We start from the raw sequence: 14,273 nt of genomic DNA on the forward strand, positions 1-14,273 counted from the left end.
ACTTGCCACCGCGATGACCTTCTTAGTAAATTAGGCTTCCCTTACCTAACAGAAGGCTCGGCAATGCTCCAGACCAGTGACACCCGGCACCGCACCGGGCCAGCGGGACTACCGCACCATTCGTGGGGAATCGTGTCCGCCTACGCGTTGCTGGCCACCGGCACCCTCGCCGCCGCCGTCTGGATCGCCGCCCACGTCACCGCCAGCCCGGCCGTGCACAGCGGCGGACTCTTCGTCCATCTCACGTCCCTGGTGGTGGGTTTCGGCGGCGTGCTCATGGCCGATTCCTTCGTCTTACGCTGGGCCGCAGGGCGTCTCACCCTGAGTGAGACCCTCTGGGCGGTGAGCCGCCTGCACGTCCCCATCTGGCTGGGTCTGGCCGGGCTGGTGGCCAGCGGCTGCGTGCTGGAACCGAACCTGGCCTCCGCCATGACCCGCACCAAACTGGCGCTGGTACTCGTGCTGACGCTCAACGGGATCCAGGCCTGCGCGCTCAACCGCCGTCTGAAGGCCCGCGGCGGTGCCCCGCTGACGCCGCGCCTGCTGGCCTGGGGCGCGGCCACCGGGCTTCTGTCGCAGCTCTGCTGGTGGGGCGCGACCGTCATCGGCTTCCTCAACGCCCGGCATTGAACGACTGCCCGATACGCTGGGCGAATGATCAAGGCTGCGGTATTCGATGTGGGCGAGACACTGATCGACGAGACGCGCATCTGGTGCCGGTGGGCCGACCGGCTCGGCGTGCCGCGCTTCGCGTTCCTGGGGGTGATCGGCGGCATGGCTGCCACCGGGCGGCCGTTCGCCGACGCCTTCGAGCTGATGCGGCCGGGTATCGATGTCGAGGCCGAGCAGATCGCGTGGGCCGCCGAGGAGCCGGACAGCCTGCGCAACAACTTCGACGCCGACGACCTGTACCCGGATGCGCGGCGAGCACTGGGTGAACTGCGGCGGCGCGGGATCACCGTGATCATCGCCGGAAACCAACCGCCGCAAGCGAAGTCGGCCCTGGAACGGATGACCTTGCCGGTGGACGCGGTCTACACCTCGGCCGAATGGGAGCTGGAGAAGCCGGATCCGAAGTTCTTCGCGCGGGTCGCGGACGTGTCGGGGGTCGCGCCCGGCGAGATCTGCTACATCGGGGATCGGGTCGACAATGACGTGCTGCCGACGCTGGAGGCGGGCATGATGCCGGTGCTGATCCGGCGCGGGCCGTGGGGCTATCTGACCTCCGAGCATCCGGATGCGACGCGGGCGACGGTGATCGACGGGCTCGACGAGTTGCCGGAGCTGCTCGCGCCCTCCTGAATCAGTCGGCCATATGACATGACAAGTGTGACGGCCGTTTCCCGCCAGCGACTATTCCCCGCGCGGCATTGACTATGTCATGTCAACGAAATCAGCTCTACCGCAAGGGGAATGCAGCCATGACGAATGCCCGGTTCGACACGAAGGTCGTCCTGATCACCGGCGCCACCTCGGGCGTCGGTGCAGCCGTGGCGCGGCGGATCGCCGCCGAGGGCGGGGCCGTGGCGCTCGGGGCGCGCGGCAAGGAGGCCGGTGACCTGATGGCCGCGGAGATCCACGCCGCCGGTGGCCGGGCGCTGTTCATACCCACCGACGTCACCGTCGAAGCCGACGTGGAACGGCTGACGGCGGCCGCGATCACCGAATTCGGCCGCCTGGACGGGGCTTTCAACAATGCGGGCGCGGTCAATGCGTTCGGCGCCGTGCAGGACATCGACGAGGCCGGGTGGCGGGCCGATCTCGAACTGAACCTGACCGCCGTCTATTACGGTCTGCGCCACCAGGTTCCGGCGCTGGCGGCCACCGGCGGCGGCGCGATCCTCAACAATGCCTCCAATCTCGGCGTGGTCGGCATGGCCCAGGTCGCGCCGTACGTCGCCGCCAAACACGGCGTGGTGGGCCTCACCCGGGCCGTCGCCATGGAAGCGGCCGACCGGTCCATCCGCGTCAATGCCCTGATCTCCGGCGCGGTCGACACTCCCGCCTTCCGCGCCTCCATGGGCGCGACCCCGGAGGGCGAGGCCGCCATCGCCGCCCTGCACCCCCTCGGCCGCATCGCCCGCCCCGAGGAAATCGCCGCGTTCTGCGCCTACCTGCTCAGCGACGAGGCGAGCTTCGTCACGGGCGCGGCCCTGGCCATCGACGGCGGTTTCACCGCCCGCTGACTCACGACAGACCCACCACCGCGCCGGGCGCGGTAACGCGGGGTGGGCCCGTCACTGTCAACGGGAGCCGCAGCAGCGCAGCTCGCCGAGATACGCGGCGCCGCAGCGGATCAGCGGTGGCCACCGCCCCCCTTGCCGCCGCCACCGGCTCCACCGCCGCCGCCCAGTCCGCCGCCACCCATACCGCCGTGGCTGCCACCGGGAGTGGAGCCTCCGGGGTTACCGGAGCCGCCGCCGAGACCGCCGCCCTTGATACCGCCGCCGTTCGCACCCCGCGGTGAGCTGCCACCGGGGGTGGAGCCGCCGGGGATGGAGCCGCCGGGAGAGCCGGCTCCGGTTCCGGTTCCGCCGCCAGGGGTGGAGCCACCCGGATTCGAACCGCCCGGATTCGAACCGCCCGGGTTGGAACCACCAGGCGCATTGCCGCCGCTGTGCGCTCCGGCGGGGTCGCCGGTCGTGCCACCGGGAGCGGCTCCGCCGCCCGCGGGAGTGCCGCCGCCGGGAGCCGAGCCGCCGGGCGTTCCGCCGGAAGCTGTACCGCCCGTGCTGGTTCCGCCAGTGGAGCTGCCCGGGGTGGAGCCTCCGGGATTGGAGCCCGCGGATGTTCCGGCACCCGCGGTCGTTCCGCCAGCGGTGCCGGGTTGGTTTCCGCCCGTGGTGCTTCCCGGTGTCGTGCCGCCCGGCTGACCGCTCCCGGGATCACCTGCGCCGGGCCGACTGCTACCGGGTTGACCCGTGCCGGGCTGGGTCGCGCCCGGCTCGCTTCCGGGCTTGGTCGCGCCCGGCTGGGCTCCGGGCTGGGTCGCACCGGGTTGCGTTGCGCCGGGGGTGGCTCCGCCGGGGAGGGTGCCGGAGATCGGCTGGACGGGGGCGCCGGGAACGCTGACCTTGGGGATCTGGCTGGAGTAGGCGCCCGCGGTCCAGCCGGTGAGCGCCGGGTTCTGGAACGGGACGGGATTGATGAACTGCGCCGGATTCGCGTAGGTGACGACGGTGTCTGTGAGGGCGCGGGTTTCGCAGTGCGTGCCGCCGCCGGTGGAGTCCACGGGGTGGTTCTTGACCCAGGTGGGGGTGACGGTCGAGGCCAGTGGGGAGTAGGCGCGGACGGCCGCCACGGTGGCGACGGCGCGCGAGTGGACGCTGGGCGGGGCCGCGATATCGTCGAGGACGATGATGTCGCCGGTGCTCAGGGCCGCGGTGCCTGCGGCCGGGTCGCCGGGTTCGGGGGCGGCCTGCAGTTCGGGCGGTCCGGCGACCGGCCCGCCGAGCACGGTGGCGGCGGACATGGCGAGCGCGGAAGCGACTGCGGCGCCGGAGATCACCGCGGCGCGGGGGGCGTATCGGGCGATGGCGGATCCGGTGTCGGCGCTGCGAAAGGCCGCGATGGACGCACCCACGGCCACGGTGTGCGCGGGATCGGGCGACATGACGACCGGGCGGCCCAGGTCGGCCAGTACGCGCGCTACCTCGGCGGGGCGGGCAGCGCCGCCGATCAGCAGCACCCGGTCGATCTCCTCCACGTGCAGACCGGCTCCGTGCACGACGGATCGAACCAATCGCAGCGAATTGCGAATGTGCCAGCTGCGCAGGCGGTTCGTGTCCGCGGCGGGCACGATGGACGAGATGGGCTCGGTCGCACCGGGCGCGATACTCCGGGCATATCGGGCAAGCAGCGCGCCCAGCGGCCGTCCGCCGTAGTCGTGCGAGCGTTCGGCTCGGCCGAGAATGCCGCGTTCGTCCCGATCCGGCTCGGTGCGCACCACGGCGAGGTCGAGACTGTTGCCGCCGAGATCGTAGACCAGAGTGAGCCCATTGTCGGAGATGCCGTATTCCTCGTCGAGCCATTCCACCGCGGCCACCGGCTCGGGCATGAGGGTGACGTCGGCGGCGCCGGACCAGTCCAGCGCCCGCCGCAGCCTTGTGACGTGTTTGTCCGAATAGCAAGCGGGATAAGCGGTTACGGCGGGCGCGTCGGGGGCGTTGGCCTCGATGAGCCCGTTCACCACGGCCGCCACCAGATCCGCCGGAGACCAGATGCGACCACCGATGACCACCGGGTCCGGCTCGCTCGTGAGATCGGCGAAGTCGGTGACCACCGGGGCGAACCGGGGAATCCCCCCGATCTGCGGACCGCCGGCGCTGTCGAAGGTGACGGCCGTCCGGCGAACGCGCACCGCGGGCCGGTTCCGATCAGCGGCCGTGGTCGCCCAGACGGAGTTCACTGTGCCGATGCTCATGCCAAAGCCAACTGTCATTGCTATCCCGTCAACGCACCGAGACCACGGCCCACGGGCGTACCAACCATGTGGTCGCGGTCGTTTTCCAAACAGCGCGTTCAGGTTAGCTGGCATTTGCGGTATTTGAATATCGAATCGGGAGAGAAGATTTCGCGTCCAGTAGCGAAGATGGCGAATCTACTGCTCAGACAACCTTCCGAACACGATCGGAGCCAACTGCACCGTAAAAGCAACCGAACAGTCTTTCTTATTGGCTACGATGCAGCGAACCGTCAATTCATACCGACTGGTAGGCGAGTAGTGTCCGAAAAATGAAACCGCGACGCCAGTACGGGAGGGCGGATTGCCGATCACTGGTCGGTAGCTGTCCCGGAATCCCCCACGCGGCCCGCTTCATCGTCCGTGACTCGCTACGAAATCTTCTCCGCTACCCCGGATGTCGTCCCGAGCAAACGAGGCATTACAACTCGCACAACACCCTCGGTCCAGCGCCTTCGCGCGGACACCGGAGATTCGCAGTCGGCGCGTGACCGGGATACGTTGCCCGGCAAGGAGAATCACTACGGGCGACCCGGCGAGGTACTCGCGGACCTACGGAACGAAGAAGGCCGCCGCACGCGTAGGGTTGCGTGCGGCGGCCTCCGGTGGCGCTGAGGGGGTGGGTCAGCGGCGCACCATCAGGGAGAGCTTGCGGCGGGGACGGTTGACGGCGCCGCCGCGGATGGCGTGCGGCTGTCGCTCACCGACCAGTCGGTCGAAATCAGCTGCGCTACGGGCGGGTTGGGCCAGGCGACCGGCATTGAAATCGTCCACCAGTTGACGCACGGTCTGCTGGGCGCATGACTTGTTGGTACCGATGAAACCGGTCGGGCCGCGCTTGATCCAGCCGGTGACATACGCACCGGGCACCACCGCGCCGCCGGACTCCTCGAGCACCCGGCCGTCCAGGTTCGGGATGACCCCGTCTCGCTCGTCGAACGGCACGCCTGGCAGTGCCATACCCCGGTAGCCCACCGAGGTCAACACCAGTCCGGCGTCGAGGGTCTCGACCGCCTCGGTCGCAACCGCGTGCACCGCGCCGTCATCGCCGGTGACGAGCTCGTTACGCACCATCTCGATCCCGGTCACCCGGTCCACACCGGCGATGGCCACCGGCGCGGACAGGTACCGGAACACGATGCGCTTGCGCCCGGCGACCGGCCGATCGGCCAAGCCGCGCAACAGCTTCAGCTTGTGCTCGACCTTCTGCGACATGCCCTCGACGAGCTCGGGAATCTCACCCTCGACGACGATGTCTACATCCGCGCCCAGCAGGCCAACGAATTCCGGTACGGTGAAGGCGGATTCGGCCGGGCCACGCCGTCCGAGGATCACGACCTCCTCGATATTGCTGCGCCGCAATGTGTTCAGCGCTCGCTGCGACACATCGGTGCCGACCAGCAGTTCCGGATCCGCGGTCAGCATGCGTGCGACGTCGAGCGCCACATTGCCGTTGCCCACGATCACCGCCCGCCGGTGCGACAGGTCGAAGAACCGGCCCGCCTGCTCCGGGTGACCGTTGTACCAGGCCACGAAGTCGGTCGCGGAGACGCTGCCCGGCAGCCCCTCACCCGGTATCCCGAGCTTGCGGTCCGAGGACGCGCCGACCGCGTAGATCACGGCATGGTGGTGCGCCAGCAGTTCCTCATGCGAAACATGCAGACCCACATTCACATTCAGATACGACCCGAAGCCCGGCTGCGCCGAGATCACGTCGAAGAGCTCGCGGACCTGACGGGTCTTGGTGTGGTCGGGCGCGACGCCGAAACGGGCCAGACCGTAGGGCCTGGTCACCTTGTCGAACACCGTCACGGAAACGCCGGGCTGCGTGAGCAATTCGTCGGCCGCGTACATGGCCGAGGGCCCGGAGCCGATGACGGCCACCCGCAGCGGTTCCCGACCGGGCTTGACCTCGGCGGCCGGAATCGGCCGGGCCAGCAACGGCCGCGGCCGTTCCTGCCGGTAGAAGTCCGCATTGATCTCGATGAACGGCAGCTGCTCGTCGGTCAGCTTCTTCGACGAGGTGATGGCGTCCACCGGACACGCGGTGGCGCACGCCCCGCAGTCCACACACGCCCGCGGATCGACGTAGAGCATTTCCGCGGTCAGGAAGTCCGGCTCATCCGGCGTCGGATGGATGCAGTTGACCGGGCAGGCGTAGACGCACGACGCGTCGCTGCAACAGGATTGGGTGACAACGTACGGCACTGTACGTTCCCTTCCTATGCGACCTTGCCGGAGCGGATCGGCTCCGAGCGGTAGCGCGAGGCCGGGCCGTCGATGCCGAGCAGCTTCCAGACCCGCTTGGAGATCGGGTTCATCAGACCGATCTTGTGGGCCAGCGCCCGCACGTCGATGAAGTAGTCGGCGAAGACCTGCTTGGCCTCTTCGGATCCGTAGAACAGCTCCTTGCGCACCTCCTCCGGAATGTCGAACTCCTGGAAGAACTTCTTCGGCGGGGTCGCGATGGAGCGGCCCAGGATGAACATGACGATCGGCATGGCGATCGAGAGGATGAAGCGGTTGGCCGCGTTCTGCTCCGGCACGTGGTGCTCGAGGAACTCGTGCGCGAAGGAGATGTGGCGCGCCTCCTCGGCGACGTGAATGCTCATGACGCCGCGCATGATCGGGTGCACCTCCTCACCCGAGCGCAGGATCTGCTTCTGGATGTGGTCGATCGGCTCCTCGCCGGCGAGCACGGCCATGAAGAACAGGTTCGGGAACGCGATCGCGACCGGCACGCCGAACAAGCGCAGCTGCCGGACCAGCGGGCCCATGCCCGGGACGTCGGCGCCGATGCGGTTGACCATCTCTTGGAACATCAGGGTGTGGTTGAGTTCCTCGGCCATCTCGTGGGTGCAGTAGCGGAACTCCGCGTCACCGTTGGGCAGCGAGAAGGTGTGGTTCACCATGCCGCTGATCAGGATGGACTCGAACTGCAGACCGACCTTGGCGATATTCGCCTGACGGTACTTGCCGACCGCGATCTGCTGGTCCACCGTCAGCGACCGGTACCAGTCGTGACGGCCGAGCGGATCCGCGGACTCCGGCAGGATCCAGCGCTCGGGGCGAGCGTTGGCGTCGAAGTCGGGGTTGTCCCAGTCGATGTCCTCGTACGGGTCGAAGTGCTTGTTCACCGACCCTTCCGAGAGCAGCAGCAGCTTGTTGGCGTACTCCTGAGCTTCGGCAACCACGGGGTCGTCAATGGGGGTCGTGGTCGGAGACATCGTCGTCACCTCTCCAGTCAGTGGCGTTATGTGTACCCCATAGTTACACCAAACAGGAGAGGCGTCAACAACACGTTCGCACGATGCTTGCACGAGTTAGCGCGGATCGACACACGGGTGCGCGATGAACCCGCGAGTAGCAGGGCAAATGACCACCTGAGCGCTGCCACCCGAGTTACACGCCGGAAGAGACTGGTCAGCGAAGCGAATGATGCCGATGCGCCGACGCTCCTTGCCGAACGTCTCCGGTAGGGCTGATGCAGACGAAAACCGCCTCCGCTCCGAATGATTCGGAGCGGAGGCGATCGATGCTGCGATACAGCGGATTACTTGGCGGCCGAGCTCAGCAGCGTGCCGCTCAGCACCGACACCACACCGTAGGACAGGTTGATCAGGTCGGAAGCGAGACCGGAGTCGCCCGTGAGCATCTTGACCAGCGGGCCGAAGAGCCTCATGGCCGTCTGCAGCAGTGTGCTCACGGAGTTCACGTCCAGACCGTTGGACTTGGAGTTCTCGTCGAACGCGGGGGCCTGCGCGCCCGGAAGACCCGGCGTGGCCGAAGTCCCCTGACCGTCCAGGGTGCTTGGCGATTGCCATTGCGGCGCACGCTGATCCGCGATCGGCCGGGCGGCGGGCTTGGTCGGCGCCGACTGCGCGGGCTGTGCCGCCTGCGGCTGCGCTCCCGGCTGCGGTGCGGTCTGCGGCTGAGCACCCGGCTGCCCCGGCGTCGGCGACTGTCCCAAGGCGTTCAGGAGCTGCTCGGCGAGCTGCTGGAAGAACTGCGGGCCGACGTCGAACCTCACGCCGCCCGGCTGCTGCCCCGGAGCCGGATTCTGTTGCGCCGGAGCGGGAGCCGTCCGCGCGGGCGGCTGGGCCTGCCCTGGCTGAGCCTGCTTCGGTTGCGCCTGCCCCGGTTGCGCCTGCTTTGGTTGCGCCTGCCCCGGCTGGGCCTGCTTTGGTTGCGCCTGCCCCGGCTGGGCCTGCCCCGGCTGGCCCTGCCCCGGTTGCGCCTGCCCCGGTTGCGCCTGCCCGGCCTGCTCCGCCTGCCCCGGCTGCGCGGGAGCCGCCGGAACGCTGGCCTGGGGCGCCCGCGCCGGAACCACCGCCCGCGGGACCCGCGGCGCCTGCGGGACCGCGGCCTGGGGTGTCGGCGCCACGGCCTGCGGAGTCTGCTCCGAGGCGGGCACCTGCGAGGGCTGGCCTGGGGCAGCCTGCGGCGTCTGCGCGGGCTGGTCCGGAACCTGTTGTCCCGGTTGCGTTCCCGACTCGGACGCCTTCGCGGTGTCGGCGGGCACGGTCACGCCGAGCAGGTAGGACGCGATGCCGGTGGTGATGGCGACGGCGTGCTCGAGCTGCCCCTCCGGGGTTTCCAGCTGCTGCGCGTCCTCGGCATTGGCACCATTGCCCATTTCGAGGAACACGTCCGGCACCGTGGTCAGCGCGGGCCCGGCGATATCGGAGCGGGTCTGCAATCCATCGACCGCTCCGTTGTAGGTGGCGACCTGGAATCCGCTCTGCACGTAGGCGTCTCGCATGGCCTTGCTGGCGGCCAGTCCGGCGCCGGACTGCACCTCGGTGACCTTGGGGTCGGCGACGGGCAGCGCCGGCACGATGAGATGGAAGCCGCGGCCGTCGGCGGGACCGCTGTCGGCGTGGATACTGACGGCGAGATCGGCGCCGGAGGCATTGGCGGCCTTGGCCCGATCGTCGATGCAGCCGCCCCAGCCGCTGTCGTCCGGGCGGCTCATGACCACGTGCGCGCCGATGCCCTCGAGCGAGGCGCGCACCAACTGCGCGACATCCCAGTTGATGGTGTGCTCGGCGACGCCGTGCAGGCTGGTCATGCCGGTGGTCTGGCACGCCTTGGTGCCGCCGCGGCCGTCGCTGACCTGTTTGTTCTCGTCCTGACTGTGATTGGCGCCCTGATGGCCCGGGTCCAGGAAGATGGTCTTCCCGGCGAGCTTCTGGGGCAGCACCGGCAGCGCGGGCGCGGCCAGCGCGGCGGCCGGGACGATGCCGGCCACGGTGGTGATGGCCGCCGCGGTGACGGCGGTGCAAACTCCGGCCTTAGTGATGCTCGGCTTCATAAGCGGACGGCGCTCGGGGCGAGCGCCCCTCCCTTCCCACTAGTAACACCAGACCCATTTGTTCACTCTGGCAACACCAGTTACTCGCTGGCAAGCTTCGTGATGGAACCGTTACCAGTGGTCAGACGCCCGAAAACCCCCGACCCGGCACTACCGGGCGCAATGAGCAATCGACCACCGCACCCACTATCCCGCACTCCACGGCGGCCACGGCGGCGACGCGCCCGGAAAGATGCCGCCCCGCACGACCGGGCGTGCGGGGCGGTGAAGTCGATGGTGGGAGCGTATTAACGCTCGGTCGAACCCGGCTCGGCGCATCCCCCGGCGTCGAGCCGCGTGCCGGGCGCAGGTCAGGCCGAGACGATCTGGTCGCCGTCGACCCGGATGGCCTTGGAATCCAACGCCCGCGGCGCGGGACCGCTCGCGACCGTGCCGTCCAGGTGGAAGGTGCTGCCGTGGCACGGGCACTTGATCAGGCCATCGGTCACCGCATTCACCTTGCAGCCCAGGTGGGTACAGGTGGACGAGAAAGCCTCGAAGGAGCCGGCGGTCGGCTGGGTGATGACGGTGTCCCCGGTGATCACGCCGCCGCCGACCGGGACGTCACCGGTATTGGCCAGCACGTCCTGCTTCTTGGCCGGGTTGGAATCGTGCTTGGCCGGCGTCGTGTCGGGGGCGGCCGAGGCGGGCTGATTCGAGGTGCTGCTGCAACCCGCCACGGTGAGCGCGGTCGCGGCGACCGCGGTGGTGGCCAGGGCGGTCCGGCGGTCCATGCGGAATCCGTCGGGAGCCGGGGTGATGTCGGGCATCGGTAACTCCTCGCTCGGGGCCGAGCCGGTTCGGATCGGCCGCTGCTTGTTCGACGTGTGGAGGGGTCTGCGGGTTCACGCATCCGCGATATGCCCGCGGGTGCGCGGCGAAAACCACCTCCTCCGGCATCGGGTCACGCACTGATCGGCAAACGACGCAGGGAGCGCAGCGCGTAGTGCACGCGGGTCTTGACCGTGCCGACCGGGATGCCGAGATCGGCGGCCACGTCCTGATAGGCGCGATCGCACAGAATGACCTGCACGACGGCGTCGCGCTGCGGCCGCGGCAGCTGAGCCAGCAGGTCAGCTACCAGCAGTGCGTCGGTCAGGGCGTCGCTGAAGTCGGGCCGGGCGCAGTGGTTCTCGGCCTGCTCGCCGATTTCGTCCCAGCTGGTGTCACCGGGGCGGGCGGCCCGGAAGCGGGCAGTATCGATGAGCACATTGCGTTCGATGGTGAGCAGCCAGGTGCGCACGCTGCCCCGGTCCGGGTCGTAGCTGGCGCAGGCGCGCCACGCCCGCAGCAACGTTTCCTGCACGGCATGTTCGGCTAAACCCGGGTCCCCTAGGCGGCTCATGGCCCGCCAGTGCAGTAGGCCGCGGTCAGCGGCGAGGACGGCTGCCAGGCCCGCGTCCGTGCACAGCCGGGCGCACTGGTCGGCGCATCCGGCCCTGACCGGGCGTAGTCTTCTCATGCCTTGAATATCGTTGCGGGAGCCGAAAAGGCATCGCTCGAGATTGTGTATTTTCCTGAATCGCCCTGATTTCCCGAAAACAGACCCGAGTTTCTGATAGACCCTCCCGGGAGACTCGGGGATCTCGCCCGGCACCGCACGCCGGGAACCGTGCGGTGCAGTGAGCTGCTCAGGGAGGAAACACCGTGCGTGCAGGCGCGCTCATGGTCGCGGGAGCATTCGCTTCCGCGCTGACAATGGCCGCATCCGGAATTGCGGCCGCCGAACCGGTCACCGATATCACCGTGGACGGGGCGTATTTGGTCAATGTGGATATCAAGCCGGGCACCTATATCGGCGACGGGACGCCGGATCCAGCCGCCGGCGCATGCTTCTGGCGGCGGCTGTGGAAAGTCCAGCAGCCCGCCGACTACCCGGACCCGAACTACTACATCATCGCCAGCGACTTCACCCGTACGAAGCCGATCACGGTGGAGATCAAGGCGACCGATGTGGCCTTCTCCACCGAGAACTGCGGTGCCTGGCATCTGCAACCCGCGCGGCCCGATACCGGCTCCTTCGGATAACCACGCCGCGCTCCGACGGGGGTCTCGGGCACCGTGCCCGAGACCCCTTCCCTCGGGCACGGCGCGGCTAGGGTGACGGCATGACCAGGCGGAAGATTCTCATCACCGGCGCCAGCTCCGGATTGGGCGCGGGCATGGCCCGCGAATTCGCGCGGCGGGGACGCGACTTGGGGCTGTGCGCGCGACGGGTCTCCCATCTCGAGGAACTGCGCGACGAACTGCTCACCGCCTACCCCGGGATCACGGTCGCGGTGCGCGCGCTGGACGTGGACGACCATGCGGCCGTTCCGAAGGTCTTCGACGAGCTGCGCGCGGAGCTCGGCGGACTGGACCGGATCATCGTCAATGCCGGCATCGGGAAGGGCGCGCGCCTCGGTACCGGCCGCGCGGACGCCAATCTGGCCACCGCCACCACGAACTTCGTCAGCGCGCTGGCCCAGGCCGAGGCGGCCATGAGCATCTTCCGGCAGCAGAACGCCGGGCACCTGGTGCTCATCTCGTCCATGAGCGCGGTGCGCGGGCTGCCCGGCAAGAAGGCGGCGTACGCGGCCAGCAAGGCGGGCGTGACGGCGCTGGGCGAGGGGCTGGCCATCGAGTTGCGCGGCACCCCGATCGCCGTGACCACGGTGCAGCCGGGATTCATTGCCACCGATATGGCCGCCCAGGCCGGAGACGCGAAACTGGTTGTGCCACTGGACAAGGGCGTGAATTCCATGGTGGCCGCCATCGAGCGGGAGGCCGTGCGCGCCTCGGTGCCCGAATGGCCGTGGCGCGTCCTCGGATTTGTGATGCCACTGCTGCCGCGCGCCGTCATGGCGCGGATGGGCTGAAGCCCCGTCATCGCGGCGTGAGGCCCCCGTCGCGGCTCGATCGCGGACACGGCCAAGTTCACACCACCTGGCACGGCTTCAGCGACCGCCTGTGGGAGGGCGAGAGCATTCCATGGTGCCGCGGCACGGAATCGTGCTCACGGTTTCGGGGATCGCCCTCGAGCGTTCGAAGGGTTGGTCAGTACTGCTTGCGGTGCGGGACGAATTCGAGGGTGAGCAGCGCCAGAGCCGTGATGACGATCGCACGCCGGCGCAGCAGCACGTAACGCTGATCGCCGAAAGCGTTGAACTTGCGCAGGAACCGGTACAGCGACTCCAGCCGGATGAGCGGATCACCCAGGCGCACCGCCAGATACACCGCCTGCATGGTCCGCGACCGGTGCTTGTCGGCGAAGACCTCCGGAAATGCCGCGAAGGCCAGCGAGATTCGCTTGATGCCGTGCTCGCGCGCGTAGTCCACCAGGTCCACGATCATGCGCTCGTCGAGCCCGTTGGGTGCGTCGCGCCGCCGCCACGGCACGTCAAGACTGAGTTCTTGTCCGTTGCCGGACATGCCGTAGCGCTGGAAGCCGGCCACTTGGCCGTCGGCGTCGCGAGCCATCACCACCAGCATGCCGGGGTGCCGACCGTCGAGAAGGTGGTCGAGGATCATGGAGAAGCCGCGGGTCTGCCGCCCCCTCCCCCACTCGTCCACGATGGCCAGCAGGGTCTCGCGCTGGGGTTCGGTGAGCGCGACCTCGGGCAGGATCTCGGTGGTGACGCCGAAGTTCTTGGTGCGGCTCACCGCTTGCCGCAGGTTGCGGAATTTGCGGCCGACCATGTCGAAGTGGTCGACATCGATGACCACGTCGCGGCCGATGCCGATGGCGCGCAGCCCGCCATGGTCCACCGCCCGCCGCTGCCAGATCTGGGCGACCTCCGCGCTCGCGCCCAGCACCGCGATGCGCCAGCCGTGGCTACCCGCGAAAAGCGAGAATTCGGTGAGCAATTCGGGGAACCGGTCGGCGTCGCCGATCGGATCGCCGGCCACCACCGCGATGCCGAGGCGGGCCCGGTAGGCGATGGCCGCGGAGCCGTCGGCATTGAAGAAGTAGGACTTGGAGGAGTGGAGCGCGAAGGGCGCCAGCGGATCCCGCTGGCTGCGCCGCACCAGTTCGGCCACCCGTGGCAGCTGTTCGGGCTGCGGCTTACTGCCCTGTGGCAGCACCAGAATGGCGCCGCTGGCCGCCAGGAAGAGGAAGCCGATCACCGGGTGCTCGGTCCGGTAGCTGAAGTTCGAGACCACCAGCGTCAATGCCGCGTAGGTGAGGTGCGGCAGGGTGATGGGCCGCCGCAGGTACAGCCCGCGGGCCACGAACAGCCCGGCGCAGGACACCGCCACGAACCAGCCGTGGTCATCGCCGTCGCGGGATGCGTGTTCGGCCGCCCAGACCAGGATGACGCTGCCCAGTACCAGTGCGCCCATCAGGCCGACACGGGTGCTCGGCCCGGCGGTGAAGGTGGTCTCCCGGTAGGCGGTCAACGTCGGATTCGGCATGCGTTCCTCACGCATCTGGACCCCTTTTCTCCACACGCGAAAGCCTTGCGGGCCCTCTCCCCA

12 protein-coding genes are annotated in these 14,273 nt (G+C 68.8%); 5 read left to right on the plus strand and 7 right to left on the minus strand.

What is annotated here, in order from left to right; genetic code table 11:
- Positions 1 to 63 precede the first annotated feature (63 nt).
- The 3 genes from GLP40_RS06485 (at position 64) to GLP40_RS06495 (ending at position 2,186) form a co-directional block, all read left to right on the plus strand.
- Positions 64 to 630, plus strand: coding sequence for a hypothetical protein (locus GLP40_RS06485; RefSeq protein WP_230329307.1), 567 nt, complete (start codon positions 64 to 66; stop codon positions 628 to 630).
- A gap of 24 nt (positions 631 to 654) precedes the next feature.
- Positions 655 to 1,302, plus strand: a complete 648-nt coding sequence (locus tag GLP40_RS06490) for an HAD family hydrolase (protein WP_154786953.1) — start codon at positions 655 to 657, stop codon at positions 1,300 to 1,302.
- Positions 1,303 to 1,421: 119 nt separating this feature from the next.
- Entirely contained in the window at positions 1,422 to 2,186 is a 765-nt protein-coding gene (locus tag GLP40_RS06495) for an SDR family NAD(P)-dependent oxidoreductase (protein WP_154786954.1), read from the plus strand.
- A gap of 110 nt (positions 2,187 to 2,296) precedes the next feature.
- On the opposite strand, the gene GLP40_RS06500 is transcribed toward GLP40_RS06495, so the two are convergent.
- From GLP40_RS06500 to GLP40_RS06525, 6 genes are all read right to left on the minus strand, one after another.
- Complete coding sequence (locus tag GLP40_RS06500) at positions 2,297 to 4,423, minus strand: Hsp70 family protein (protein ID WP_196054549.1); 2,127 nt, start codon at positions 4,421 to 4,423, stop codon at positions 2,297 to 2,299.
- Positions 4,424 to 5,086: 663 nt separating this feature from the next.
- A complete protein-coding gene (locus tag GLP40_RS06505; RefSeq protein ID WP_328289792.1) occupies positions 5,087 to 6,670 on the minus strand; it encodes an FAD-dependent oxidoreductase in 1,584 nt (527 codons plus the stop codon).
- Between the two features lie 14 nt (positions 6,671 to 6,684).
- Positions 6,685 to 7,689, minus strand: a complete 1,005-nt coding sequence (locus GLP40_RS06510) for an AurF N-oxygenase family protein (RefSeq protein ID WP_154786957.1) — start codon at positions 7,687 to 7,689, stop codon at positions 6,685 to 6,687.
- A 326-nt stretch (positions 7,690 to 8,015) separates the two neighbouring features.
- Positions 8,016 to 9,776: an N-acetylmuramoyl-L-alanine amidase gene (locus GLP40_RS34360; RefSeq protein WP_154786958.1), complete on the minus strand. Its 1,761-nt coding sequence runs from the start codon at positions 9,774 to 9,776 to the stop codon at positions 8,016 to 8,018.
- Positions 9,777 to 10,126: 350 nt separating this feature from the next.
- Positions 10,127 to 10,585 carry a Rieske (2Fe-2S) protein gene (locus GLP40_RS06520; protein WP_230329308.1) on the minus strand — a complete coding sequence of 153 codons (459 nt, stop codon included), beginning with the start codon at positions 10,583 to 10,585 and terminating at the stop codon, positions 10,127 to 10,129.
- A gap of 134 nt (positions 10,586 to 10,719) precedes the next feature.
- A complete protein-coding gene (locus GLP40_RS06525) occupies positions 10,720 to 11,277 on the minus strand; it encodes a sigma-70 family RNA polymerase sigma factor (protein ID WP_154786959.1) in 558 nt (185 codons plus the stop codon).
- A 185-nt stretch (positions 11,278 to 11,462) separates the two neighbouring features.
- On the opposite strand from GLP40_RS06525, the gene GLP40_RS06530 reads away from it, so the two are divergent.
- Positions 11,463 to 11,843, plus strand: coding sequence for a hypothetical protein (locus GLP40_RS06530; RefSeq protein ID WP_328289793.1), 381 nt, complete (start codon positions 11,463 to 11,465; stop codon positions 11,841 to 11,843).
- 80 nt (positions 11,844 to 11,923) lie between these two features.
- Positions 11,924 to 12,673, plus strand: a complete 750-nt coding sequence (locus GLP40_RS06535) for an SDR family oxidoreductase (protein ID WP_154786960.1) — start codon at positions 11,924 to 11,926, stop codon at positions 12,671 to 12,673.
- 178 nt (positions 12,674 to 12,851) lie between these two features.
- Here the strand turns inward: GLP40_RS06535 and GLP40_RS06540 are convergent, their stop codons facing one another.
- Entirely contained in the window at positions 12,852 to 14,225 is a 1,374-nt protein-coding gene (locus GLP40_RS06540) for a bifunctional lysylphosphatidylglycerol flippase/synthetase MprF (protein ID WP_154786961.1), read from the minus strand.
- Positions 14,226 to 14,273 lie beyond the last annotated feature (48 nt).

It is taken from the genome of Nocardia aurantiaca, assembly GCF_009708175.1.
Taxonomy (GTDB): domain Bacteria; phylum Actinomycetota; class Actinomycetes; order Mycobacteriales; family Mycobacteriaceae; genus Nocardia; species Nocardia aurantiaca.

What these genes read in the sequence shown, in the direction of transcription:
- GLP40_RS06525 (WP_154786959.1), bottom strand. Translation starts at nt 11,277, where the DNA reads ATGAGAAGACTACGCCCGGTCAGGGCCGGATGCGCCGACCAGTGCGCC.
- GLP40_RS34360 (WP_154786958.1), bottom strand. Translation starts at nt 9,776, where the DNA reads ATGAAGCCGAGCATCACTAAGGCCGGAGTTTGCACCGCCGTCACCGCG.
- GLP40_RS06500 (WP_196054549.1), bottom strand. Translation starts at nt 4,423, where the DNA reads ATGAGCATCGGCACAGTGAACTCCGTCTGGGCGACCACGGCCGCTGAT.
- GLP40_RS06535 (WP_154786960.1), top strand. Translation starts at nt 11,924, where the DNA reads ATGACCAGGCGGAAGATTCTCATCACCGGCGCCAGCTCCGGATTGGGC.
- GLP40_RS06540 (WP_154786961.1), bottom strand. Translation starts at nt 14,225, where the DNA reads ATGCGTGAGGAACGCATGCCGAATCCGACGTTGACCGCCTACCGGGAG.
- GLP40_RS06510 (WP_154786957.1), bottom strand. Translation starts at nt 7,689, where the DNA reads ATGTCTCCGACCACGACCCCCATTGACGACCCCGTGGTTGCCGAAGCT.
- GLP40_RS06485 (WP_230329307.1), top strand. Translation starts at nt 64, where the DNA reads ATGCTCCAGACCAGTGACACCCGGCACCGCACCGGGCCAGCGGGACTA.
- GLP40_RS06495 (WP_154786954.1), top strand. Translation starts at nt 1,422, where the DNA reads ATGACGAATGCCCGGTTCGACACGAAGGTCGTCCTGATCACCGGCGCC.
- GLP40_RS06490 (WP_154786953.1), top strand. Translation starts at nt 655, where the DNA reads ATGATCAAGGCTGCGGTATTCGATGTGGGCGAGACACTGATCGACGAG.
- GLP40_RS06520 (WP_230329308.1), bottom strand. Translation starts at nt 10,585, where the DNA reads ATGCCCGACATCACCCCGGCTCCCGACGGATTCCGCATGGACCGCCGG.